Annotated in this window: 22 protein-coding genes and 1 pseudogene; 17 read left to right on the top strand and 6 right to left on the bottom strand. The window is 75.2% G+C overall.

Annotation, left to right across the window (positions count from 1 at the left end):
* Positions 1-3 precede the first annotated feature (3 nt).
* From GEV43_RS48855 to GEV43_RS44015, 5 genes are all read left to right on the top strand, one after another.
* The gene (locus GEV43_RS48855) at positions 4-195 is read left to right on the top strand and encodes a hypothetical protein (RefSeq protein ID WP_206681697.1); all 192 of its coding nucleotides are present in this window, start codon (positions 4-6) and stop codon (positions 193-195) included.
* Entirely contained in the window at positions 123-470 is a 348-nt protein-coding gene (locus GEV43_RS48850) for a hypothetical protein (RefSeq protein WP_206681696.1), read from the top strand. The genes GEV43_RS48855 and GEV43_RS48850 overlap by 73 nt, the downstream gene beginning before the upstream one ends.
* Positions 471-524: 54 nt before the next feature.
* Positions 525-986, top strand: coding sequence for a hypothetical protein (locus tag GEV43_RS48845; RefSeq protein WP_206681695.1), 462 nt, complete (start codon positions 525-527; stop codon positions 984-986).
* Complete coding sequence (locus GEV43_RS48840; protein WP_206681694.1) at positions 953-1,363, top strand: siderophore-interacting protein; 411 nt, start codon at positions 953-955, stop codon at positions 1,361-1,363. The genes GEV43_RS48845 and GEV43_RS48840 overlap by 34 nt, the downstream gene beginning before the upstream one ends.
* A 157-nt stretch (positions 1,364-1,520) precedes the next feature.
* A complete protein-coding gene (locus GEV43_RS44015) occupies positions 1,521-2,015 on the top strand; it encodes a hypothetical protein (protein WP_160826562.1) in 495 nt (164 codons plus the stop codon).
* Between the two features lie 132 nt (positions 2,016-2,147).
* Here the strand turns inward: GEV43_RS44015 and GEV43_RS44010 are convergent, their stop codons facing one another.
* The 3 genes from GEV43_RS44010 to GEV43_RS44000 are packed head-to-tail and all read right to left on the bottom strand — an operon-like array spanning position 2,148 to position 4,661.
* A complete protein-coding gene (locus tag GEV43_RS44010; protein ID WP_160826561.1) occupies positions 2,148-2,843 on the bottom strand; it encodes a pentapeptide repeat-containing protein in 696 nt (231 codons plus the stop codon).
* A 20-nt stretch (positions 2,844-2,863) separates the two neighbouring features.
* Positions 2,864-3,589 (bottom strand): TIGR03943 family putative permease subunit, encoded by a 726-nt coding sequence (locus tag GEV43_RS44005; protein WP_160826560.1) that lies wholly within the window; start codon positions 3,587-3,589, stop codon positions 2,864-2,866.
* A gap of 43 nt (positions 3,590-3,632) precedes the next feature.
* Positions 3,633-4,661, bottom strand: a complete 1,029-nt coding sequence (locus GEV43_RS44000; protein WP_375539149.1) for a permease — start codon at positions 4,659-4,661, stop codon at positions 3,633-3,635.
* A 576-nt stretch (positions 4,662-5,237) separates the two neighbouring features.
* Between GEV43_RS44000 and GEV43_RS43995 the strand changes: the two genes are divergently transcribed.
* A complete protein-coding gene (locus GEV43_RS43995) occupies positions 5,238-5,855 on the top strand; it encodes a hypothetical protein (protein WP_160826558.1) in 618 nt (205 codons plus the stop codon).
* Positions 5,856-6,028: 173 nt separating this feature from the next.
* On the opposite strand, the gene GEV43_RS43990 is transcribed toward GEV43_RS43995, so the two are convergent.
* On the bottom strand, positions 6,029-7,042 hold the full coding sequence (locus GEV43_RS43990) for an ABC transporter substrate-binding protein (protein WP_160826557.1): 1,014 nt from the start codon (positions 7,040-7,042) through the stop codon (positions 6,029-6,031).
* 321 nt (positions 7,043-7,363) lie between these two features.
* On the opposite strand from GEV43_RS43990, the gene GEV43_RS43985 reads away from it, so the two are divergent.
* The 9 genes and pseudogenes from GEV43_RS43985 to GEV43_RS43955 all read left to right on the top strand — a co-directional run bounded on the left by GEV43_RS43985 (position 7,364) and on the right by GEV43_RS43955 (position 19,122).
* Positions 7,364-7,912, top strand: a complete 549-nt coding sequence (locus GEV43_RS43985; protein ID WP_160826556.1) for a GNAT family N-acetyltransferase — start codon at positions 7,364-7,366, stop codon at positions 7,910-7,912.
* Between the two features lie 85 nt (positions 7,913-7,997).
* Positions 7,998-8,390 carry a condensation domain-containing protein gene (locus GEV43_RS48835; RefSeq protein ID WP_160826555.1) on the top strand — a complete coding sequence of 131 codons (393 nt, stop codon included), beginning with the start codon at positions 7,998-8,000 and terminating at the stop codon, positions 8,388-8,390.
* Positions 8,285-13,552: pseudogene (locus GEV43_RS43975) on the top strand (amino acid adenylation domain-containing protein); the annotation flags it as partial. The gene GEV43_RS48835 and the pseudogene GEV43_RS43975, both read left to right, overlap by 106 nt.
* A 140-nt stretch (positions 13,553-13,692) precedes the next feature.
* The gene (locus GEV43_RS52840; RefSeq protein ID WP_375539157.1) at positions 13,693-14,286 is read left to right on the top strand and encodes a hypothetical protein; all 594 of its coding nucleotides are present in this window, start codon (positions 13,693-13,695) and stop codon (positions 14,284-14,286) included.
* Positions 14,184-14,495: a phosphopantetheine-binding protein gene (locus GEV43_RS52835; RefSeq protein ID WP_241684629.1), complete on the top strand. Its 312-nt coding sequence runs from the start codon at positions 14,184-14,186 to the stop codon at positions 14,493-14,495. The genes GEV43_RS52840 and GEV43_RS52835 overlap by 103 nt, the downstream gene beginning before the upstream one ends.
* A complete protein-coding gene (locus GEV43_RS52830; protein WP_241684628.1) occupies positions 14,495-15,331 on the top strand; it encodes a thioesterase domain-containing protein in 837 nt (278 codons plus the stop codon). Before GEV43_RS52835 ends, GEV43_RS52830 begins: the two co-directional genes overlap by 1 nt.
* Positions 15,328-16,764 (top strand): DHA2 family efflux MFS transporter permease subunit, encoded by a 1,437-nt coding sequence (locus tag GEV43_RS43965; protein ID WP_206681692.1) that lies wholly within the window; start codon positions 15,328-15,330, stop codon positions 16,762-16,764. Before GEV43_RS52830 ends, GEV43_RS43965 begins: the two co-directional genes overlap by 4 nt.
* 86 nt (positions 16,765-16,850) lie before the next feature.
* Positions 16,851-17,738: a siderophore-interacting protein gene (locus GEV43_RS43960; protein ID WP_241684505.1), complete on the top strand. Its 888-nt coding sequence runs from the start codon at positions 16,851-16,853 to the stop codon at positions 17,736-17,738.
* A gap of 58 nt (positions 17,739-17,796) precedes the next feature.
* Entirely contained in the window at positions 17,797-19,122 is a 1,326-nt protein-coding gene (locus GEV43_RS43955; protein ID WP_160826553.1) for a lysine N(6)-hydroxylase/L-ornithine N(5)-oxygenase family protein, read from the top strand.
* Positions 19,123-19,490: 368 nt separating this feature from the next.
* Here GEV43_RS43955 and GEV43_RS43950 read toward each other — a convergent pair whose 3' ends face one another.
* The gene (locus GEV43_RS43950) at positions 19,491-20,579 is read right to left on the bottom strand and encodes a M20 family metallopeptidase (protein ID WP_160826552.1); all 1,089 of its coding nucleotides are present in this window, start codon (positions 20,577-20,579) and stop codon (positions 19,491-19,493) included.
* Positions 20,580-20,593: 14 nt separating this feature from the next.
* The gene (locus GEV43_RS43945) at positions 20,594-21,622 is read right to left on the bottom strand and encodes a LacI family DNA-binding transcriptional regulator (RefSeq protein WP_160826551.1); all 1,029 of its coding nucleotides are present in this window, start codon (positions 21,620-21,622) and stop codon (positions 20,594-20,596) included.
* Positions 21,623-21,762: 140 nt separating this feature from the next.
* Here GEV43_RS43945 and GEV43_RS43940 point away from each other — a divergent pair, with 140 nt between their 5' ends.
* Together GEV43_RS43940 and GEV43_RS43935 are read left to right on the top strand one after the other, a co-directional pair.
* Entirely contained in the window at positions 21,763-22,614 is an 852-nt protein-coding gene (locus GEV43_RS43940; RefSeq protein ID WP_160826550.1) for a BtpA/SgcQ family protein, read from the top strand.
* Positions 22,611-23,549: a carbohydrate kinase family protein gene (locus tag GEV43_RS43935; protein WP_160826549.1), complete on the top strand. Its 939-nt coding sequence runs from the start codon at positions 22,611-22,613 to the stop codon at positions 23,547-23,549. The genes GEV43_RS43940 and GEV43_RS43935 overlap by 4 nt, the downstream gene beginning before the upstream one ends.

The following is a 23,549-nucleotide window of genomic DNA, read 5'->3' as shown; positions in this document are numbered from 1 at the left end:
GTCGTGGGGACCGGGCTGTTCACGCTCGCGGCGGGACTCTTCCTGCTGTCGTTCGCGGACGCCTCCACCCTCTACGGCCTGTACGCGGGCGCCCTGCTGATCATGGCGGCCGGGATGGGGCTGTGCATGCCCGCGCTCTCCGTGGGCGTCATGGCGGCGCTCCCGCCCGCCCGCGCGGGCTCGGGTCCGGGCTGAACAGCGCGGCCCGGGAGATCGGCAGCGCGCTCGGCGTCGCCGTCCTCGGGACCGTCCTCGCCGGGCGGTTCGCCGACGGGCTGCCGCCCGCGCTCGCCGGGCACGCGCACTCGGCGGGCGAGGCGCTCTCCGCGGCGGGGGACGGGGGCGCGGCCGTGCACGACCAGGTCGTCACCGCCTTCACGGACGCGATGTCGCTCGGCTACCGGACGGTCGCGCTGGTCGTCTGCGTGGCGGCGGTCGCGGTCGTGGCGGGCTTCCGCGAGGGCAAGTGAAGATATATCGTGACTTCGGCCAAGACGAGATATATCTCTTTGGAGGGTAAGAGCGTGGCCGCCAATGCCGAACAGACCGCGGGCCCGGGAACGGGAGCGATCCGCGGACGCCTGCTCGACCTCATGTTCACCCGCGGCCGGGTGGAGGAGGTCCGGTCCCTCACGCCCCGGATGCGGCTGGTCCGCGTCGGCGGCGTCCCCGGCCTCTCCTGGCGGCCGGGGCAGCACGTCCGCCTGCACGTGGCGGACCTGCTCGCCGCCCGCACCTGGCTGAGCGGCGCGATCCGCGACATCCTGCGCACCTACTCCGTCTGGGCGTACGACCCTGACGCGGGCGTTCTCGACCTGTGCGTGTACGACCACGACGGCGCCTCCAGCGGAACTGACGGCGCTGGAGGGGCGAACTCCGAGGCCGGGCGTGGCGGAGCACCCGGTGGGCCCGGGCCCGGTGGGCGCGCGAGGCGCGGCCTGGGCAGGAGGTCGTGTTCGGCGGGCCGGAGGGCGGGTTCACCCTGAAACCCGCGCCGTACCACCTGTTCGTGGGGGAGGAGACGGCGTCGGTGGCGTTCGGCGCGATGCTGCGGGCCGTACCGCCGGACGAGGGGGTGTACGGGGCGATCGAGGTCGCGGGCCCGGAGGACCGGCTGCCGCTGCCCCGCGCCGACGAACTCGCCTGGCGGTACCGGGGCGGCGCGCCCGCCGCGTCGTCGCCGACGCTCACGGAGGCGGTACGTGATCTGAATCTCCCGGCCGAACCGGGGGTCGCCTACGTGGCCGGGGAGGCACGCTCCGTGCAGGCCGTCCGCGCCCACCTCGTCCGCGAACGCGGCTGGCCCCGCAGGTCGGTGCTGGTCAAACCGTTCTGGACGCCGGGAAAGCGCGGGATGGAGTGACCGGTCCGCGGGTCGCAACGAGCGGCGGGGGACGGGGTTACGCCCGATTTCGATGTGATCTGCACGTGCATCAGCCCTTGCACCTGCACGCCATTCCTAGCAGGATTGCCCCGGACCCCCGCACGTGAACTCCCCGGAGATCGCGATGACCGCACACTTGAACGACAGTGACCGACAGGCGCTGCGGCTTGCCCACGAGCTCCGCGAGGAGCTGCGGGCGGCCCTGCCGCCGCAGGGCGCCGCCCCTTCGGTCTCTCCCTTCGTCGACCCGTCGGGGACGCCCAGCGTTCTGATGCGGATGGACGCCGAGACGGCCCGGGCGCTGATGGCCGTGCTCGCGGAACGGCGCGCGGAGCGGACCGCCGCCCCGCCCGCCGAGCCGAGACGCGCCGACGGCTCCCACGTGCCGCCGCCGGTGCCGCCCCAGAGCGCGCCGCCGCAGGCCGCGCCGCCGTTCGCCGAGGTGACCGCGGTGCAGCCCGCGGTGCCGGTGACGGCGGTCCAGCCCGCGGTGCCGCAGGCGGCCCCGCCGTTCGGCGAGCCGGCGTTCGCCGAGCCGTTCGCGGACCCGGCGTTCGCCCAGCCCCCGGTCTCCGGCGCGCCGATGTACACCTCGGCGCCGCTGCTCCCCACCTCGTTCCCGGCGCGCTGATCCAGCCCCGGCGCCCGTCCGGTCCGCCCCGCGAGGCGGGGCCTTCCGGAGGCGGGCGCTCCGGCGCTGACGGCGTGCCGACGGAAGGTCGAGGGCGGAGGCGGTCCCGGCGGAGGGGTGCGGGCCCGGGGGTCACCGCGGTCGCGCGGGCGGCGGGTCCTCGACCGCGATGCCGAGGGCGTCGGCGAGCATCGGCGCCAGATCGGCGAGCTGGGCGGGGGTGACGACAGCCCCCCGCAGCGAGGCCGGATCGACCTTCACGCCGAGCTCCGCGCCGCGCAGGTCGGCGCGTTCGAGGGTCGCGCCCGCCAGAACGGTCTCGGCCAGCCTGGTCCCGGGGAACTCCACGCGCGTCAGGCGGGCACCGCCGAAATCGGCCTCCCGCAAGAGGCAGTCCTCGAACGTCACGTCGGTGAGCTCGCAGTCGCGGAAATTGATCCCGTCGAGCTTGCAGCTCCGGAACACCACCCGCGACAGGGACGATCCGAAGATCTGGATGCCCGCCGCGACCGATCCCAGCAGCACCGAGTCCTGCCATTCGGTCTCGGCCAGGTCCGTGCCGACGATGTGGAACTCGTTCGCCCACACGTCGATGAACCGCGACCGGCGCATCCCGCCGCCCTCCAGCGCCACGCCCGTGAACGCGCACTCCAGGAACCGGGAGCCCGGCGCGTCGACGCCGGCGACGCGTCCGCCGTCGAAATGGACGCTGTCGTGATCGCCGTCCGGGCCCCAGACGCCGTCGTGCGGCCGCAGCGCCCCGGCGTACGGCAGGTCTTCCAGGCTCTCGGGCACCGGCCCGTTGGCGGGCGCGGAACGTCTGGCCATGCGCTCTCCTCGGTCGGGGACTACTCGTAGGGGTTGCGCGGCTTGCCGACGCGCCGGACGGACGTCCCCTGGATCTCGTGGACGCCCGTCGCGGACGTCCCGGGCGCCGGAGGCTTCCAGGTGCCCACCACCTGCACCCAGGCGTCGGCGGGCGGACGGCGCAGGCCCTTGACGATCACCGGGAACGGTATCGCGTCCCCCGCGCAGCAGGCCATCTTCAGCCGCGTCACCTGCCAGCCGTCCTCGCCGCGCGGCGTCACGAACCCGGTGAGCCGCACCGGGATCCCCTCCAGCGTCGCGGCCTGGCCGGTCTGCGCCTCGTACGACCGCCCGATGAACTCGCCCATGGTCATCGCGACCGGCCCGCCGTCGCGCGGCAGCGCCCCGAAGCCCTGCGGCGGCGGGGCGGGCGGCGGCGCGGCGCGCCCGGTGTCGCGGGCGGCGGTGAACGAGCCGAGCGCCGGGGGAGCCACCACGAAGATCGCCAGGACGGGCAGGCAGAGCAGCCACGCCACCCTCGGCCCGCCCCCCGAATGATCGTGCCCGTGGTCGGCGGGGCCTTTGGACGAGGCGGGGCCCTCGGGCGAGGTGGCCGGGAGGTCGTCGGGGGACGGCGCGCGCCACTCGCGGCGGAGGCCGGCGGCGCCCAGCAGGACGAGCGCCGCTCCGGCGGGCACCAGGAGGTAGCGGAAGCCGGGCTTGACGTAGTTGACGTACTCGCCGCTGCCGAGCGTGATCCAGAGCACGGCGGCCCGATGGTGATCAGCAGCAGGTTCTGCGCGGGCCGCGTCACAGCAGCACCTCTCCCACGGCGGCGCTGACCGCCACCGCGAGGGCGAACGTCAGCGGGATGAAGCGGACGGCGAAGCGGCGGCCGAAGAAGCCCGCCTGGAGGGCGATCAGCTTGAGGTCGACCATCGGCCCGACGACGAGGAACGCCAGCCGGGCCGTCGGGGAGAACTGGGTCAGGCTGGCCGCCACGAACGCGTCCGCCTCCGAGCAGATCGACATCAGCACGGCGAGGAACGCCAGGACCAGGACCGACGCCCACGGGATCCCGGCGACGCCGTTCACCCAGTCGGACGGCACGACCACGTTGATCGTGGCGGCGGCGAGCCCGCCGACCACCAGGAAGCCGCCCGCGTGCATGATGTCGTGCCGCATGGCCTGCCGGAACGCCTCCAGCCTGCCGCCGTCCCCGTCGTGCGGACGGGACGGGATCCGCAGCCACTCGCCCTTGCCGAACAGCGCCCAGGTCCATCCGGCCAGCACCGCCACCAGCAGCGACGCCGCGAACCGTCCGGCGACCATCTCCAGGGCGCCGGGGAACGCCACGGCCGTGGCGACCAGCACGACGGGGTTCACCGCGGGGGCGGCCAGGAGGAAGGTCAGGGCGGCGGCGGGCGCGACGCCGCGCGCCATCAGGCCGCCGGCCACGGGCACCGACGCGCACTCGCAGCCGGGCAGCACCGCGCCGAGCGCGCCCGCGACGGGCACGGCGGCGCCGGGGCGGGAGGGCAGGGCCCGCCGCCAGAACGACGCGGGCACGAACGCGGTGATCGCGGCGGACAGCACCACCCCGAAGACCAGGAACGGCAGGGCCTGGACGCAGATCGCCACGAAGATCGTCGTCCAGGCGTCCAGCTCGCGGGCCCCGATCCGCGGCGCGGCCCAGAGCCGGCCGAGGACGAGCGCGGCGGCCAGCGCGGCGAAACCGAACGCGGCTCGGGTGCCGGGCGCGAGGGTGCGGCCTGGGGCCCAGTCGGGCGGTGGGAGGAGGTCGTCGTCGGCCGTCCGAAGGCCGGCGGGCTCGGTCATGCCGGTCATCGTGCCATAGCCCGGGGGACGCGCTCGCGCCGTTCCGGGGGGCGCGGCGCGCGCGATTCCGGAGCGTCCGGAGAGGCCCTGACGGAAAGGCGGGCGGTAACCCGGCGCCAAAAAGATCTACCTAAGAACGGGCTTTGAATGCGCCGTTTTGGCGTTGTCATGGTATCGGCGTATATAGTCATCGCCAGGTCAGGGTCAAAGAAGCCTTGACCCTGCCAATCACATAGCCGTCGCGCCCCGCCCGCCAGGCGGGAACCCCCGAGCCGTTCAGCGGCCGTCCATGCAGCGGTCGCCCCGGGAAGTGCCAGAGAGCCCCCGGTCGGCATAACCCCGCAACACCGAGTCCGTGCCATTGGCATGCCCGCAGCCGGTCATGCCCTTCCAGGCGCGGGCGCGGCCCGTGCTGCCCAGCAGGGCGGCGCCGGCCGATTCGCGTGGGTCTTCTTCGCGGCGGTCCCATCCCGAGCTCGACGACTCGGTGCCGTTTCCCCTGCCCTGCGGAGCCTTCCCTGATTCCGCGCCCCGGCGTGAGAAACGGCGGTCCTGTAAGCCGAACTAAGGATTCTCATGCATCAGCGAGCGCTCAATGTCGCACTCACCGCGGTCACCGGAAGCTGCCTGGCCGGGATGATGGTGGCCGGTGTGGCCGCCGCGAGCGACGGTTCCGCTCCTAAGCAGACGACGCTGGAGGCCGAGGCGCCTGCGGCGGCGAAGCACAGCACCCCCAAGAAGGCCGAGAAGGTCGAGAAGAAGTCCGAGTCCAGGTCCTCAGCGAAGAAGTCCGACAAGGACAGCAAGGCCATCCTGAGCGGCAGGACGACGGCGTCCTACTTCTGGGACGACGGTTCGGGCGTCAACGGCGACACCGGCGCCCCCGCCGGTGGAACGCCGATGCAGAAGGGCCTGTTCGCCAGCCCGAGCTGGCCCCTGCACACCAAGGTGAAGGTGACCTACAAGGGCCGCAGCGTCGTCGGATTCATCGGCGACCGCGGGCCCGGCGCGCCGTCCCACAATGGCGTGATGCTGGACCTCGACACCTACACCTTCCGCTACCTGCTGGACGGCGAGAAGCCGAGCAGCAAGTACGAGGCGGGCACCGGCGAGGGCCACATCAGCGGCGTCCGGTACGAGGTTCTCAAGTGGGGTTCCGGCCCCGGGACCAAGGGCGCTCCGGAGCCTCTCTGACCGAGACTTCCGAGTAAAGTCCCTGTGTAAAGTCGGGCCCGTTCCCGTCCGCGCCGAGGGTGCGGAAGGGCGGGATCCGGCACGGGAACGGGGACGCCCCGGTGATCGAAAAGACCACCGGGGCGTCCCCGTTCCGCATTTCTTTACCTTTGTGGCGGCCCCTGCCGCCGGGCTCACTTGGCGGAGCCGAGCGCCTTCTCGACGTCCGCGATGACGGACTCGGCGGCGGCGGGCCCGCCGCGCGAGGTCCAGATCGCGCCGTCCACGTTGACCACGTGCCCGGCCTTGGTGACGCCGAGGTTCTTGAACGCCGGGATCTTCTTGGCCTCGGCGAGGGCGGCGTCGGCGTCCGGGTTGAGGGTGCCGAGGAACATCCAGTCGCCGTCGAGCACCTTCAGGTTCTCCAGGCTGAGCGCGTCGCTCGGTGAGACGCCGGCGGGGGTGAGCTGGCCCGCGGGGCGGCCGAGGCCGAGATCCTTGATCACCACGCTGGAGAAGTGGTCCTTGAGCATGTAGCTCGGGCCGGTCGCGTTCCAGCGGACGATGCTGACCTTGGCGCCCTTGTTGGAGCCCAGCTTGCCCTTCACGTCGGCCAGCCGCTTGTCGTAGGCCGCCAGCACGGTCCTGGCCTGCTCCTGCTTGCCGAGGACGTCGGCGGTGCGGGTGAACGTGGCCTTCCAGTCCTCGGTCATCTTCGTGGTGAGCACGGTGGCCGGGGTGATCTTCTTGAGCTGCTCGATGACCTTCTTGTCCGGGATGAACCCGGCCAGGATCAGGTCGGGCTGCGCCTGGGTCACCTTCTCCAGCACCGGGGTGCTGAGGTCGCCGACCACCGTGTACTTCCCGGTCAGCTTGCTCTTGAGGTAGCCGGGCACGTCCTTGGCGAACCGGCCGTTGGTGACGCCGACCGGCTGGACGCCGAGCGCGAGGGCGGAGTCGAGGTCGGTCTCGTTCAGCACGACGACCCGCTTCGGCGCGACGGGCACCTGGACCGTCGCGCCGGTCGCGTCGACGATCGCGCGGGTCTTGCCGCCGCTGCCGCCGTCGCCGTCGTCCCCGTCACCGCCGCACGCGGCGAGTCCCAGGCTGAGGGTGAGCAGGCCCGCGGCGAGGCCGGTGATGGCGCGGCGCCCGCGGGCGCGGGCGGGGCGATGGTGGACGACATTGGTACTCCCGTCGGATGGCATGGTACGGCGGGAGACTTTAGGTTAGCCTCACCTAATTTGTCACCCGATGTGTCGTAGATCGCTCTTGCCCGGTTCGGCACGCGAGGCCGTTGACCGCCCGTACCGGCGGTGCTTAGCTTTGCCTTACCTAAGGGAACTTAGGCAACCCTAAGTTGGCGCGCCGCGCCGACTGGCCCGCTCACCGACGGCCGGGCCCTCCGGCCGCAGATCCAGGAGGCGACGTGCGCAGCTCGGGCACCGAACCGGCACCGCAGAACGGCGAGTACACCCGCGAGATCCGCGAGGGGCTCGGCCCGGCCGTGCTGGCGGCGGGCCGCCCCGGTGCCGGTCCTCGCGCCCCCGTTCTCCGCCCGGGTCGCCCGGCCGCACGGCGAGGACCTCGACCTGGTGCACCGGTGGATGAACCTGCCGCACGTCGCCGAGAGCTACGACCAGGCGTGGACGCGGGAGCGCTGGGCGGACGAGATCGCCGGGCAGCTCGCCGGGGACTACGCCCGCCCGTTCATCGTCGAGCTCGACGGCCGGCCCATCGCCTACGTCGAGCTGTACCGCGCCGCCCGCGACGTCCTCGCCGGGACCTACCCGGCGCGCTCCCACGACGTCGGCTTCCACATCGCCATCGGCGAGACCGACAGCGTCGGCCGCGGCGTCGGCGGCCGGATCTTCCGCGCGTTCATCGACGGGGTGTTCGCCGCCGAGCCCGAGTGCACCCGCCTGATGTCCGAGCCGGACTTCCGCAACCAGGCCGCCCGCCGCCTCGACACCAAGCTCGGCCTGCGGTTCCTGGGCGAGGTGGACCTGCCGCACAAGCGCGCGGCGCTGTTCGTCTACCCGCGCGCCGAGGCCGACGTCCCGAACCTGTCCGCATGACCGCGTCCCGTCCCGCGGCCCCCGCACCGTCCGCGGGGACCGCTCCCTCCGCCGCGCGCGAGGCCCCGGGCGACCGGCCGGCGCGATGCCGCTGACCGGCGCGCAGGAAGGGGTCTGGTACGGCCAGCGGCTCGACCCGGCCAGCCCGGCGTACAACACCGCCGAGTACGTGGAGATCCACGGGCCGGTGGACCCCGCCCTGTTCGAACGGTCCCTGCGCCTCGCGATCGGCGAGATCGACGCGCTGAACGTCCGGTTCGGGCAGGAGCAGGGGGCCGGGGACGACGCCGGGGGCGGGCCGGGTCCGCCGCGGACCGCGACCGGCCGTACCAGGTCGTCGAGCCGACGGACTGGCCGCTGCACCGCCTCGACGTGGCCGGGGCGCCCGACCCGCGCGCCGCCGCCGAGGAGTGGATGCGCGCCGACCTCGCCCGCCCCGTACGGCCCGAGGCGGGCCCGCTGTTCACCCAGGCGCTGATCACGGCCGGTCCCGGGCGCGCGTTCTGGTACCAGCGCTGCCACCACATCGTCCTGGACGCCTACGGGTTCTCGCAGGTCGCGCGGCGGACCGCCGAGGTCTACACGGCGCTGGCGGGCGCGCCTGGAGAAGGGGCGGGCGCCGGCCCGTTCCTGCCGCTGCGTGCGCTGGTGGACGAGGAGGTCGCGTACCGCGCGTCCGAACGGTTCGCGGCCGACCGCGCGTACTGGGGGGACCTGTTCGCCGACGAGCCCGAGGTGGTCGGCCTCGCGGACGGCGTCCCCCTGCCCGCGCCGACCTTCCTGCGCCGTACGGCGAGCGTCCCGGCGGCCGGGCCCGCCGCGCTCGCCGAGGCGTCCGGGGCGACCTGGCCCGAGGCCGTGATCGCGGGCGCCGCCGCGTACGCGCACCGCCGCACCGGGACCCGCGACGTGGTGCTCGGGCTGCCCCTCATGGGACGGCTCGGCGGCGCCGCCGCGCGCGTGCCGGGGATGGTCGTCAACGTCGTCCCGCTGCGGCTGGACGTGCGGCCCGGCATGACCGCGGGCGAGCTGGTCGCCGCGACGGCGGCCCGGCTCCGCGAGACCCGCCGGCACGGCCGGTACCGGGGCGAGGACCTGCGGCGCGACCTGCGCCTGCTCGGGGAGCGGCGCCGCCTCACCGGGCCGCTGGTCAACATCAAGCCGTTCACCCCCGGCCTGCGCTTCGGGGACAGCCCGGCGTCCACGCACTACCTGTCGGCGGGCCCGGTGGACGACCTGACGATCACCGTCCACGGCGCCGGGGGCGGGCCGGGCGCGCGGGACGGCGCGCTCCCGCTGGAGCTCGACGCCAACCCGCGCCTCTACGCCCCCGCCGACCTCGACGATCACACGCGGAGCCTCACCGGCCTGCTCGCGGCGTTCGCCGAGGGAGGGCCGGGCCGGCCGGTCGGACGGCTGCGCGTGGCGGACGAGCCGGCGGTCCACGCCGTGCCGGGGCCCGTACGGGCGAAGGCCGCCCCGCCGGGGCCCGTACCGGCGGCGTCCGCCTCGCCGGGGACGCTGACGGGGATCTTCGAGGCCCGGGCCGCCGAGACTCCCGACGCGGTCGCGGTGACCGTCCCCGGCGACGGGCCCGGCCTGACCTACGGGGAGCTGAACGCCTCCGCCAACCGCCTCGCCCGGCTGCTGGCCGAACGCGGCGCAGGGCCCGGACGGCTCGTGGCGCTCGCCCTGCCCCGCTCCGCCGATCTGGTGACCGCGGTCCTGGCCGTGCTGAAGACCGGCGCGGCGTACGTGCCGATCGACCCGGGCTACCCGGAGGAACGGATCGCCGCGACGCTCGCCGACGCCCGGCCCGCGCTGACGGTCACGGAGGACGTGGTGGGGGAGGACCTCTCCGCGTACTCCGGCGACGACCTCGGCGCCGGGCCCGCCCCGGACGCGCCCGCCTACGTGATCTACACGTCCGGCTCCACCGGGGCGCCGAAGGGCGTCGTCGTCCCGCACCGCAACGTCGTGCGGCTGTTCTCGGCGACGGACCACTGGTTCGGGTTCACCGGCGAGGACGTGTGGACGCTGTTCCACTCCTACGCCTTCGACTTCTCGGTCTGGGAGCTGTGGGGCGCGCTGCTGCACGGCGGGCGGCTCGTCGTCGTCCCGCACGAGGTCAGCCGTTCGCCCGAGGCGTTCCTACGGCTGCTCGCGGACGAGCGCGTGACCGTGCTCAACCAGACGCCGTCGGCGTTCTACCAGCTCGCGCGCGCCGACCGTGAGGAGCCGGGGCACGACCTGGAGGCGCTGCGGTACGTGGTGTTCGGCGGCGAGGCCCTCGAACCCGCCCGCCTCGCCTCCTGGTACGAGCGGCATCCGGCGGACGCCCCGCGCCTGGTCAACATGTACGGCATCACCGAGACGACCGTCCACGTCACGTTCGCCGAACTCGGCCCGGACGCGCTCGGCGGCGGCAGCGTCATCGGCCGCCCCATCCCGGACCTGCGCGTGTACCTGCTGGACGACGCGCTGCAACCCGCCGGCCCGGGACGCACCGCCGAGATGTACGTCGCGGGCGCGGGACTCGCGGACGGCTACCTCGGGCGGCCGGACCTCACCGCGCAGCGGTTCGTCGCCGACCCGTACGGCCCGCCCGGCTCGCGCATGTACCGCTCCGGCGACCTCGCCCGGCGGACCGCGGACGGGGAGCTGGAGTTCCTCGGCCGCGCCGACGACCAGGTCAAGGTCCGCGGGTTCCGGGTGGAGCCCGGCGAGATCGAGGCCGCGCTGCTCGCGCACCCGGAGGTGGCCGACGCCGCCGTGATCGTCCGCGAGGACCGTCCCGGCGACCGCCGCCTGGTCGCCTACACCGTGCCGCGTGCGGGCGACGCGGGCGGCGCGGGCGGCGCGCCGCGGATCGACGACGGGCTGCGGACGTACCTGGGGGAGCGGCTGCCCTCGCACATGGTGCCCTCGGCCGTGGTCCGCCTGGACGCGCTGCCGCTGACCGTCAACGGCAAGCTCGACCGGCGGGCGCTGCCCGCGCCGGACCTCGGCGCCGCGGTCTCGGGCGCCGCGCCGCGCACCGCGCGGGAGGAGAAGCTGTGCGGGCTGTTCGCCGAGGTGCTCGGCCTGCCCTCGGTGGGGGTGGACGACGGGTTCTTCGACCTCGGCGGCGACTCGCTGCTGGCCGCGCGGCTCGCGGGCCGGGTCCGGGCGGTGCTGGGCGCGGAGCTCGGCATCCGCACCGTGTTCGAGTCGCCGACCGTCGCGGGGATCGCGGCGGCGCTCGGCGCCGAGGACACGGACCGGCCGCGGCTCGTCCCGCGGCCCCGCCCGCCGCGCGTCCCCCTGTCGTCCGCGCAGCGCGGGCTGTGGTTCCTGCACCGGACCGGGGACCGCACGGCCTACAACGTGCCGATCGCGCTGCGGCTCACCGGCCCGCTGGACGTCCCGGCGCTCGCCGCCGCGCTCGGCGACCTGACGGCGCGGCACGAGATCCTGCGGACGCTGTTCCCCGACGACGACGGCACCCCGTACCAGCACGTCCTGGACGCCTCCGCGGCGCCGGAGCTGCGCGTGGCCGCCGGGCGGGACGAGTTCGACGCGGCGGCGCGGCACGCGTTCGACCTGGCCGCCGAGCCGCCGTTCCGCGCCACGCTGCTGGAGGAGGGGCCGGACGCGCACGTCCTGCTGCTGCTCCTGCACCACATCGCGGGCGACGAATGGTCGCAGGACCGCCTGCTCGCCGACCTCGCCGCCGCGTACGCCGCGCGGCACGGCGGCGGGCCCGGCGGGGCGGCGGGCGGACCGCCCGGGTGGGAGCCGCTGCCCGTCCAGTACGCCGACTACACGCTCTGGCAGCGGGACCTGCTCGGCGACGAGGACGACCCCGGGTCGCTCGCCGCGCGGCAGCTCGCCCATTGGGAGAAAACCCTGGACGGCCTGCCGGTCGAGCTGGAGCTCCCGGCCGACCGGCCCCGCCCCGCCGTCGCCAGCCACCGGGGCGAGGTCGTCCCGTTCGAGATCGGGCCCGGCCTGCACCGGGCGCTCGCCGGGCTCGCGCGGGACGCGCGGGCGAGCCTGTTCATGACCGTGCAGGCGGGGATCGCGGCGCTGCTGACCCGGCTCGGCGCGGGCACCGACATCCCGATCGGCACGCCCGCCGCCGGACGGACCGACGACGCGCTCGGCTCCCTCGTCGGCTGCTTCGTCAACTCCCTCGTGCTGCGCGCCGACACCTCGGGCGCGCCCGGCTTCGCCGAGCTGCTCGGCCGCGTCCGCGAGGCCGACCTCGCCGCGTTCGAGCACCAGGACCTGCCGTTCGAACGGCTCGTGGAGGCCCTCGCCCCGCCGCGCTCCCTCGCCCGGCACCCGCTGTTCCAGATCATGCTGACGTACTGGAACGACGCGGGCGGCGCGCCGTCGCTGCCCGGCCTGGACGCCGAGGTCGCGACCGTGCCGACGGGCGCCGCGAAGTTCGACCTGGCGTTCCGCCTCGCGGAACGGTCGGGGCGGGACGGGGTGCGCGGCGTCGTCGAGTACAGCACCGACCTGTTCGACCGGGCGACCGTCGAGGCGCTCGTCGGGCGGCTGCTGCGCCTGCTGGAGGGCGCGGCGGCGGACCCGTCGCGGCCGATCACCGAGCTGGACGTGCTCGGCGAGGACGAGCGGCACACCATCCTGCACGGCTGGAACGACACCGCCCACGACGTGCCGCCCGCGACGCTGCCCGCGCTGTTCGAGGCGCGGGTGCGGCGCGCGCCGGACGCGACCGCGCTGGTCCTCGGCGACGAGGAGCTGACGTACGCGCAGCTCAACGCCCGCGCCAACCGGCTCGCGCACCGGCTCGCGGGCGAGCACGGCGTGGACCGCGAGGACATCGTCGGGATCGCGCTGCCCCGTTCCGTCGACATGGTCGTCGCGGTCCTCGGGGTGCTCAAGGCGGGCGCCGCGTACCTGCCGCTCGACCCCGAGTACCCGGCGGACCGGCTCGCGTTCATGGTCGAGGACGCCCGCCCCGCCTGCGTGGTGACCGCGCGCGGGACCCGTCCGCCCGGCGCGGTCGCCGAGCTGGTCATCGACGACGAGCGCGACCTCGCCGGGGCCCCGTGTCCCGACGTCGACCCGCCCGGCCCGCTCTCGGTGCGCGACGCGGCGTACGTCATCTACACCTCGGGCTCGACCGGCAGGCCGAAGGGCGTCGTCGTCACCCACGCGGGGATCGCCGACCTGGTCGCCACCCAGGAACGGCGGTTCGGCGTCGGGCCGCACAGCCGGGTCCTGCACTTCGCGTCGCTGAGCTTCGACGCCGCGCTCTGGCAGATGTGCATCGCGCTGCTGTCGGGCGGGACGCTCGTGATCTGCCCGTCCGACCTGCGCACGCCCGGCGCGCCGCTCGCCGACTACGCGCGGCGGCACCGCGTCGACCTGCTCGGCCTGCCGCCGTCGGTGCTGGCGATGTTCCCCGACGGCGTGGAGCTGCCGCGCGGCTCGACGCTCGCGATCGGCGCCGAGAAGGTCCCGCCCGAGCTGGTCGCGCGCTGGGGCCGCCGGCACCGGGTCGTCAACGCCTACGGACCGACCGAGGCCACGGTCAACGCGACGCTGTGGGACTGCGACCCGGACGCGTCCGGGCCCGTCCCGATCGGTATCCCCGACCCGGGCACGCGCGCGTACGTGCTGGACGCGGCGCTGCGCCCCGTACCGCCCGGCGTCGTCGGCGAGCTGTACCTCGCCGGGACGGGCTGGCGCGCGGCTACCTCGGCCGCCCCGCCCAGACCGCCGAACGGTTCGTCGCCGACCCGCACGGGCCGGCCGGCTCCCGCATGTACCGGACGGGCGACCTCGCCCGCTGGACCCCCGAGGGCGTCCTGCACTTCGCCGGGCGCGCCGACGACCAGGTCAAGGTGCGCGGGTTCCGGATCGAGCCGGGGGAGATCGAGACGGTGCTGGCGCGGCGGGACGGCGTGGCGCAGGCCGCCGTGGTCGTCCGCGAGGACCGGCCCGGCGACGCCCGCCTCGTCGCGTACGTCGCCGTCCCGGGCGCGCGGACCGGCGCCGACGCCGGCACCGGTGCGGGCACCGGCACCGGCGCGGGCACCGGCATCGGCGCGGGCGCAGAGGCGGCGGGCGCGATCGAGCGGGAGCTGCGGCGCGCGGTGGCGGCCGAGCTGCCCGGCCACATGGTCCCCTCGGCGGTCGTCGTCCTCGACGCGCTGCCCCTCACGCCGAACGGCAAGATCGACCGCAGGGCGCTGCCCGCGCCCGCCCGGTCGCGGCGTCGCCCGGCCGCGGCCCGCGCGACCGGCAGGAGGAGATGCTCTGCGAGCTGTACGCCGAGGTGCTCGGCGTGCCGCGGGTCGGCATCGACGACTCGTTCTTCGACCTCGGCGGGCACTCGCTGCTCGCCGCCCGGCTGATCGGCCGCGTCCAGGCCGAGTTCGGCGCCGAGATCAGCGTCGGGACGATCTTCGCCGCGCCGACCCCCGCGGAGCTGGCCGCGCGGCTGGAGACCGGCGGCGAGGACGAGGCGCTGGAGATCCTGCTGCCGTTCCGGACGTCGGGGAGGGGACGCCGCTGTTCTGCTTCCACCCGGCGGGCGGCATCGCGTGGTGCTTCTCCGGGCTGATGAAGCACGTCCACGACGTGCCGATCTACGGCGTGCAGGCCCGCAACCTCGCGCGCCGCGTCGCCCCGGCGGACACCCTGGAGGAGATGGCGGCCGAGTACATCGCCGAGATGCGCAAGGCCCGCCCGCACGGCCCGTACGCCCTGCTCGGCTGGTCGTTCGGCGGCGTCATCGCCCACCACGTGGCGGTCGCGCTCCAGGAGCAGGGCGAGAAGGTCGAGCTGGTCGTGATGCTCGACTCGTACCCGAGCGGCGTGTGGGACCGGCTGCCGAGCGAGGAGGACGCCCTGCGCGCCCTGCTCTACATGGTCGGGCACGACATGGGCGCGGACGGCGGGGAGCCGGTCACGCGCGAGCGGGTCATGGAGATCCTGCGGGCCGAGGGCAGCGCCCTCGCCAACCTGAAGGACTTCACCCCCGCCGCGATGATCGACAACTTCGCGGTCAGCGCCCGGCTGGAGAAGGACGCCGCGTTCGGCCGGTACGACGGCGACCTGCTGTTCTTCACCGCCGCGCTCGACCCGGCCGCGCTCGGGCCCGGCGCGACGCCGCCCACGTACCGCCTCTGGGAGCCGTACGTCGGCGGCGCGGTCGACAACCACGACCTGGACTGCGCGCACAAGGACATGACGCAGCCCGGCCCGATCGCCGAGATCGGCGCGATCGTCGGCGCCCGCCTCCGCGGCGCCGCCGCACCGCCCGCCGCCGCACCGCCCGCCGCCGCACCGCGCGCCGCCACCGGACCGCGCGCCGCCGGGTCGAGCGCTGACGGGCCGCGGGCCGCCGGACCGCCCGGCGGCGTCCCGCACGCCGCCGGGCCCGAGGGCCGCCGGTGAGCGGCGGCCCGACCGGGAGCGCGGCGGCGGACGGACCCGCCGCCGCGCCGCGCGGCCGGTTCATGGTGTGCGTGGTGTACGTGACCGTGGTGTTCATGGTCGGCATGGACACCACCATCGTGAACCTGGCCCTGCCCGCCATCGCCCGCGACTTCGGCGTCGCGCCCGCCGCGACCGGCGCCGTGGACGTCGCGTACCTGGTCAGCGTGGCGGTGTGCATCCCGCTGTCGGGATGGCTGAGCGACCGGTTCGGCGCCAAGCGCGTCTTCCTCACCGCGCTCACCGCGTTCACCTGCGCGTCGGTGCTGTGCGGCGTCGCCGGGGACCTGCACGTGCTCGTCGCGTCCCGCGTGCTCCAGGGCGCGGCGGGCGGCGTGCTCGCGCCGGTCGGCCTCACCCTGCTCTACCTCGCCTACCCGCCCGAGGACCGCATCCGGCTCGCCCGCGCGATCGTCCTGCCCGGCGCTCTCGCGCCGACGCTCGGCCCGGTCGCCGGCGGGTTCCTGGTCGAGCACCTGTCGTGGCGGTGGGGCTTCGCGATCAACGTCCCGGTCGGCGCGGCGGCGCTGGTCGCGGGCGCGCTCGCGCTGTCGGCGGGCACCGGGCACCGCGGGCGCCGCTTCGACCTGTGCGGCTTCCTGCTCATCACGCCCGGCGCGGGCCTGCTGATGTACGCGCTGAACGCGGGCGCCACGCACGGCTGGTGGCCCGCCCCGCTCTGCCTCGGCGCGCTCGGCGCCGCGCTGATCGCCGCGTTCGTCGGCGTCGAACGGCGCGTCGCGCAGCCGCTCGTCGACCTCGGCGTGTTCCGGGACGCGGCGTTCCGCACGGCCGGGGCGTCGATGGTGTTCCTCGTCGCGGGGTTCATGGCCGCCGGGTACGCGTTCACGCTGCTGTTCCAGCAGGGGCTCGGGGCCTCGCCGTCGCACGCGGGCCTCGCGGTCTTCCCGAAGGCGGTCGGGCTGATGTGCGCCTCGCAGGTCGCCGGGCGGCTCCGCGACCGGTTTGGCCCCGGACGCGTCGTCACCGGCTGCATGCTCGGCGCCGCCGCGACCATCGCCGGGACCGACCTCATCGGCGCGGGCACGCCGCTGTGGGCGGTCGGCGCGCTGCACCTGGTGATGGGCTTCTGCGTCGGGCAGTCGTCCATCCAGCTCCAGGTCACCGCGTTCGCCACGATCGGGACGGCCGCGACCGCCGCGGCGTCCACCCTCTACAACGCGCAGCGGCAGCTCGCGTCGGCGCTCGGCGTGTCGATGGCCGCGGGCGTGCTCGCCGCCGCGCAGTCGGGCGGCGGCCTCGTCCCGTACCGCGCCGCGATGGCCGCCGCGGCGGGCTGCGCGCTCGTCGCCGCGTTCTTCGCGTTCCGGCTCATCGCGGTCGCGCGCCCGGCGCCCGCCGTGCCCGCCGCCGCGGCGGCCGAGCGCTCCTGACCACCGTCCCGTCCCACCAGGACCATCCAGATCAGTCCAGAACAATCCAGACCCCATGAAGGCGAACACCACGAGGAGGCGTTCCATTGTCGGCGCAGAACGAGGCCCCCGTACGGCTGCCCGGACTCCGGGTCCTGACGGTGCTGCGGGCCGAGCGGATCACCCCGCTGATGCGGCGGATCACGCTGGGCGGACCGGAGCTGGAGGGCTTCGGCACCGGGCCCAACATCAAGATCCTCGTCCCGCCGCCGGGCGACCCCGACCCGCAGTGGCCGGTGCTCGGGCCGGACGGCCGCAAGGTCTGGCCGCCCGCCGGCCGCCGCCCGGTGATGCGCACCTACACCGCCCGCCGGTACGACCCGGACGCCGGTGAGCTCGACGTCGACTTCGTGCTGCACGGCGACCACGGGCCCGCGTCCCGCTGGGCCGCCGCCGCGCGGCCCGGGGACGTGCTGGGCGTCGCCGGGCCCGGCGGGCGCGAGATCGGCCGCGCCGACCGGTACCTGGTCGCGGGCGACCACACCGCGCTGCCCGCCATCGCCAAGATCGTCGAGGGGCTGCCGGACGACGCGCGCGGCCACGTCCTGGTGGAGGTCCCCGGCCCGGACGAGGCGCAGGACCTCAAGCCGCCGCCCGGCGTGGAGCTGACCTGGCTGTTCCGGCGCGGCGCCGAGGCGGGCACGACCACGCTGCTGTGCGACGCCGTGCTGGACGTGCCGTGGCCGGACGGCGGGGAGTCGGTGTTCGCGTGGATCGCCGGGGAGTCGTCGGCCGTCCGCGCGATCCGCACGTACGTCCGCGACGACCGGGGCCTGCACCGCCGCGGCTTCCTGGCGATCGGCTACTGGAAGCACGGCATGACCGAGACCGCCTACCACGACGAGCACGACAACGACCGGGACAAGGACTACTACGCCGCCGGCAAGGAGGAGCTCGCTGAGCGCGAGCGCGCCTCCGCCGCGGGAACCGCGTAGCCCCGTGCCGTACCGCCCCATTTCACCAACCGACGAGCCAACGACCCTAGGAGGGTCCGTGTCCCAGCCGGGAGACCGACCGTACGATTTCGTCGGCGTGGGCTTCGGCCCCGCCAACCTCGCCCTCGCGATCGCCCTGGAGGACCACAACGCGCGGTCCGTCCGCGAGGAGCGCCTGACCGCCCTGTTCGTCGAGCGGCAGCCGACCTTCGGCTGGCACCGCGGGATGCTCATCGACGGCGCGACCATGCAGGTGTCGTTCCTCAAGGACCTGGTCACGATGCGCGACCCGACCAGCGACTTCTCGTTCCTCGCCTACCTCGCCGACCGGGGGCGCCTGGTCGACTTCATCAACCACAAGACGTTCTTCCCGACGCGCGTCGAGTTTCACGACTACTTCTCGTGGGCCGCGGCCCGCCTCGACCACCTCGTCCGGTACGACGCGGAGGCGGTGTCCGTCGAGCCGGTCGAAAACGCCGGGTCCGCCGGCGGCGAGACGACCGCGTTCGACGTGACCGTGCGGGACGCGGCGGGGAACCCGGTGACGGTGCGGGCGCGGAACCTGGTGATCAGCGGCGGGCTCCAGCCGTGCATGCCGCCCGGCGTCGAGGAGTCCGAGCGGGTCTGGCACAACCAGCGGCTGATGACCAGGCTCGCCGCGTACGCCGGCCCCGAGCCGAAGCGCTGGACCGTGATCGGCGCGGGGCAGAGCGCCGCCGAGGTCACCGAGTACCTGCACCGCACCCGGCCGGACGCCGAGGTGTGCTCGGTGTTCGCCCGCTACGGCTACAGCCCCGCCGACGACAGCCCGTTCGCCAACCGGATCTTCGACCCGGAGGCGGTGGACCTGTTCCACGGCGCGCCCGAGCAGGTCAAGCGGCGGCTGTTCGACTACCACCGGGGGACGAACTACTCGGTCGTCGACCTCGACCTCATCGAGGAGCTGTACCGGCGGGCGTACGAGGAGAAGGTGCAGGGCCGCGAGCGGCTGCGGATGCTGAACGCCTGCGAGGTGATCGACGTCCGGGAGGTCCCGGGCGGGGCCCGCACGACCTACGAGTTCCTGCCGACCGGCGAGCGGACCGTCCTGGACTCCGACATCGTCGTGTGCGCCACCGGCTACCGCCCGTTCGACGCGCTCGGACTCCTCGGCCCCGTCGCCGCCCTGGTCGAGCGCGACGACCGGGACCGGGCGCGGGTGGACCGCGACTACCGGGTGCGGACGGACCCGGCGGTGACCGCCGGCATCTACCTCCAGGGCGGGACGGAGCACAGCCACGGCATCACGTCGTCGCTGCTGTCCAACGGCGCGGTCAGGGCCGGCGAGATCCTCGACAGCATCCTGGCCCACCACCGGGCGAAGGAGCCCGCCCCCGTGTCCTGACCACCCGCCCGCCCCCGCCGACCCGCGCCGCCCCGCCCCGCCACACGAGCCCCCACCGCGAACGCGCCCCACGGCCCGGCGTGCGCGGTCGGGCGGCGCGATCCGGGGGGTGCGGTCCCGGCGGCGTGGCCCGGCGTGCGTGGCCCGGCGTGTGCGGTCCTGGCGGCGTGGTCTGGCGTTCGTGGTCTGGCGTGCGTGATCTGGCGTGCGTGGTCCGGCGTGCGCGGCCTGGCATGCGCGATCTGGCGTGCGCAGGCTCGGCCGCCCGGCGGCGTGGTCCGGTGTGCGCGGTCCTGGCGGCGCGGTCCGGCGTGCGTAGGCCCGGCGGTGCGGGGCGGGTGGGGCGGATGGGCGTGGGTGGCGGGGGGTCAGCGGAGGAGGAGGGCGGTGAGGGCGTCGGCCGTACGGCCGATGGCCGCCGCCTCGCAGGTCTCGTCGGTGACGTGGGCCTGCGCCGGGTCCCCGGGACCGTAAACGATTACAGCGGGATCGCCGAGCTTGGCGGTCAGGACGCTGGCGTCGGTGAAGTAGGTGGCGTACTCGGGCGGCCGGCGCGTCGAGCCCGGCTCCAGCAGCTCCATGGCCTCCGCGACGCCCGGCGCCGCGGGGTCGGTGGCCACGCCCGGCAGGTCCACGATCCGTTCGGCCTCGACGCCGGGTCCGCAGAGCCGGAGGATCTCGGCGGCGGCCTCGTCGGAGCCGAAGCCCGGGACGGTGCGGACGTCGACCCGCATCTCGGCGCGGTCGGGGACCAGGTTCGGCTGGACGCCGGAACGGAACGTCCCGATGTTGACCGTCGCCGGGCCGTGGGTGGGGCTGACCGGCCAGCCGTCGTGGCCGTGCACCCGCAGCGCGGCGGCGGCGAGCTCGGCGAGCGCGCTGCGGCCGAGCTCGGGCCGGGAGCCGTGCGCGGACACCCCGCGCGCCGTCAGGCTGAGCCACAGCGTGCCCTTGTGGCCGAGGACGGTCCGCCCGGCGGTCGGCTCGGCGACGATCAGCAGGTCGGTGGGGCGGAGCGCGGCGCCGTCCAGGAGCGCCGCGCCGTCGCAGCCGGTCTCCTCGCCGAACGTGAAGACGAGCTGCACCGGGGTCGCGGGCCGTTCGCGGACGGCCCGCAGCGCGGCGTCCACCTGCGCGGCGACGCCCGCCTTCATGTCGCTGCCGCCGCGCCCGAGCAGCAGGCCGTCGCGGATGTCGCCGCAGAGCGGGTCGAACGACCAGCCGGACGGGTCGGCGGGGACGGTGTCCAGGTGCCCGGTGAACGTGACGGGCACCCGCCCGCCGTCCGGGCCGCGGTACGCGACGACGTTGGCGCGGCCGGGCACCGGCTCGTGGATCGCGACGCGGAAGCCGGCGCCGTCGAGGACGTCGGCGACCAGGTCGGCGGCGGGGCGCTCCCCGCCGCCGCGCGTGTCGGTCCGGACGAGGCGCTGTGCCAGGTCGAGTGCCCGTTCCATGGGGTTCCTCCCGTTCAGCCGGTGGTGGCCGGGGCCCGGGTGCTGTCGCGGACGACCAGCTCGGGCACCAGCGCGATGTGGGCGGACGCCCCCCGCTCGCCGTCGCCGCGCGCGCCGGCGGCGGCCAGCAGCCGCACCGCCTCGGCGGCGATCCGGGCGCAGGGCTGGTCGATGGTGGTCAGCGCGGGCTCGCCCAGCCGCGCGAACTCGATGTTGTCGAACCCGGTGACCTGCACCCGGTCCGGAACGGGCACGCCGTGCGCGCGGCAGGCCCGGGTGACGCCGAGCGCGATCAGGTCGTCCGCGCAGACGATCGCGTCCGGCAGGCCGCCGCCCTCGATCAGCCGGGCCGCGGCCGTCTCGCCCCAGTCCACGCTGTAGTCGCCGAGCAGGACGTGGGCGGGGTCGTGGGCCACGCCGAGCTCCTCGGCGCGGCGCCGGAACCCGGCGAACCGCTGCTCGGTCGAGGAGTTGGTGAGGTGGGAGCCGACGAACGCGGCCGACCGCGCGCCGCCCGCGTGCAGGTGGTCGACGACCTGCCGCATCGCCGCGACGTCGTCCACGCCCACCCAGTCGGTGTTGGTGCCGCCGACGAACCGGTCGAGCTGGACGAGCGGCAGCCGGTCCGCGGTGGCCTGCACGGCCGGGCCGCTGTCGGTGCCGTGGCTCGGGCTGACGATGATCCCGTCCACGTTGCGGGCGACGAGGGAGGCGAGCCGCCGCGCCTCCACCTCCGGATCGGACCGGGCGTCGCAGAGGAACAGCTCCTTGCCCTCGCGGCCGAGGGCGTGCTCGACGTTCTCCACCAGCGAGGTGAAGAACGGGTTGGTGATGCTCGGGACCACCATCCCGACGGTGTCGGTGCGGCTGTTGCGCAGGGCCCGCGCGGCGTGGTTGACCTGGTAGCCGAGGTCGTCCGCGGCGCGCCTGACCCTGCGCCGGACCTCGGCCGACACCGGGCCGCGCCCGGACAGCACGCGCGACACCGTCGCGGTGGACACCCCGGCCCGCGCGGCGACCTGGGCGATGGTGACCCGCTGCAATCGTTTACCTCTCTGAAGGGCCGACAACCGGCCTGTCACGGTACGTCCAGCACTTTGCCGAGTATAGGCCCTTGACTACCTGCGGATATATACCTACAGTCCATTCAAATTTCACTGCAATCGATTACACAGGAGACGACATGACGCTGGGCGTGTTCCCGCCGAAGCCGAACGCGATCGAGGAGCTGTTCGGGACCGCCAAGGTCGTCATCGGGGTCGTGCACCTGCCGCCGCTGCCCGGCAGCCCGCACTACGAGGGCGTCCCGCTGGACGAGATCGCGACGTTCGCGATCGAGGAGGCGAAGGCGTACCTGGAGGGCGGCGTCCACGGGCTGATCGTGGAGAACCACTGGGACATCCCGTTCCTCAAGCCCGGCGAGCACGGCTACGAGACCTCCGCCGCGATGGCCGTGGTCACCGACCGGGTCCGGCACGCGACCGGCGGGCGGCTCGGCGTGAGCGTCCTGTCGAACGCCGCCGAGTGCTCGATCGCGTCGGCGTGGGGCGGCGGCGCCGGGTTCGTCCGCGTCAACCAGTGGGCCAACGCGTACGTGGCGAACGAGGGGATCATCGAGGGCCAGTCGGCGCACGCGACCCGCTACCGCAGCCGGATCGGCGCGGACCCGGTGAAGGTGTTCGCCGACGTGCACGTCAAGCACGGCTCGCACGCGATCGTCGCCGACCGCACCCTCGCCGAGCAGACCGAGGACGCCGAGTTCTTCGGCGCCGACGTGCTGATCGCGACCGGCTCGCGCACCGGCGACGCCGCCGCGCTGGACGAGGTCGAGGGCATCGCGGCGCACACCACCCTGCCCGTCGTGATCGGCTCGGGCATCACCGCCGCCAACATCGGCGGCCTGCTGCCCGCCTGCGACGGCGTGATCGTCGCGTCCTCGGTGAAGGACAACGGCCGCTGGTGGGGCCGGGCCGACGCCGCGAAGGTCCGCGAGCTGACCGCCGCGGCCGCGAAGGCCGGCGTGGTCCTGCCGTGATCGTCTTCTGTGGCTACGCCAACGGCGACCTGACCGTGAGCGTCCCGGAGCTGCCCGGCCCCGGCGCCCGCGTGCAGGCCACCGCGGTCCGGCGCGGCGAGGGCGGGATGGCCGCCAACGCGTCGGTCGCCGCCGCCCGGATGGGCGCCGACTCCCGGTTCGCCGGCGTCGTCGGCTCCGACCCGCTGAGCACGGCGTTCCTGCAGACTCTCGCCGCCGACGGGGTCGACACGGCCTGGACGGCGCGCACCGGCACGCTCACCACCGCCGTCGTCCTGCTGACGCCGGACGGCGAGCGGTCGATCATCAGCCAGGACGACGAGGTGGACGGCGCGCACATCGAGGCGCTCGCCCGCACCGCCCGCGCGGCGGGCGCGGACTGGCTCTACCTGGACGGATATCGTTTCCCCGAGGCCGCCCGGCTGCTGGACGGCCTCCGCGGCCCGGGGGTCCCCGGCGGCGGGCGCACCGGCGTGGTCGTCGACCTCGATGGCGCGGACGGCGCGGACGCGATGCGCGCGGCCCTCGCCGCCGCCGACCACGCGGTCGTCGGCCGCGCGCAGGCGACCGCCGCGCTCGGCGGCGACGAGGCGCTCGCCGCGGCGGCCGCCCGGTACGGGGTCCACCTGGTCGTCACCGACGGCGCCCGCGGCTGGACGCTGCTCGCGCCGGACGGGACGCGGCACGACGGCGCCGCGATCACGGTCGAGGCCGTGGACGCGACGGGCGCGGGCGACTGCTTCGCCGGCACCTACTGCGCCGAGCTCGACCGCGGCGCGGCGCCGCTGGACGCCGCCCGGTTCGCCGCCGTCGCCGCCGGGCTGTCCTGCACCCGGCCCGGCGCGCGCGACGGGATGCCCCGCCGCGCGGACGTCGCGGCCTACATCGACGCGAAAGCGCCACACCTGCTCACCCGCTCCGAAGGAGAGGAGTAA

This window comes from Actinomadura sp. J1-007 (genome assembly GCF_009793335.1).
Taxonomy (GTDB): Bacteria; Actinomycetota; Actinomycetes; order Streptosporangiales; family Streptosporangiaceae; genus Spirillospora; species Spirillospora yumaensis.
Note: the sequence above shows the minus strand (reverse complement) of the source record. Positions and strands in the feature narration are given on the sequence as shown.

Bases quoted from the DNA above. Each gene is read 5' to 3' on its own strand.
- GEV43_RS44000 (WP_375539149.1), bottom strand. From the start codon at position 4,661: ATGACCGAGCCCGCCGGCCTTCGGACGGCCGACGACGACCTCCTCCCA.
- GEV43_RS44010 (WP_160826561.1), bottom strand. From the start codon at position 2,843: ATGGCCAGACGTTCCGCGCCCGCCAACGGGCCGGTGCCCGAGAGCCTG.
- GEV43_RS48835 (WP_160826555.1), top strand. From the start codon at position 7,998: ATGCCGCTGACCGGCGCGCAGGAAGGGGTCTGGTACGGCCAGCGGCTC.
- GEV43_RS52840 (WP_375539157.1), top strand. From the start codon at position 13,693: ATGTACCGGACGGGCGACCTCGCCCGCTGGACCCCCGAGGGCGTCCTG.
- GEV43_RS43990 (WP_160826557.1), bottom strand. From the start codon at position 7,042: ATGCCATCCGACGGGAGTACCAATGTCGTCCACCATCGCCCCGCCCGC.
- GEV43_RS43995 (WP_160826558.1), top strand. From the start codon at position 5,238: ATGCATCAGCGAGCGCTCAATGTCGCACTCACCGCGGTCACCGGAAGC.
- GEV43_RS52835 (WP_241684629.1), top strand. From the start codon at position 14,184: ATGCTCTGCGAGCTGTACGCCGAGGTGCTCGGCGTGCCGCGGGTCGGC.
- GEV43_RS43940 (WP_160826550.1), top strand. From the start codon at position 21,763: ATGACGCTGGGCGTGTTCCCGCCGAAGCCGAACGCGATCGAGGAGCTG.
- GEV43_RS52830 (WP_241684628.1), top strand. From the start codon at position 14,495: ATGAAGCACGTCCACGACGTGCCGATCTACGGCGTGCAGGCCCGCAAC.
- GEV43_RS43950 (WP_160826552.1), bottom strand. From the start codon at position 20,579: ATGGAACGGGCACTCGACCTGGCACAGCGCCTCGTCCGGACCGACACG.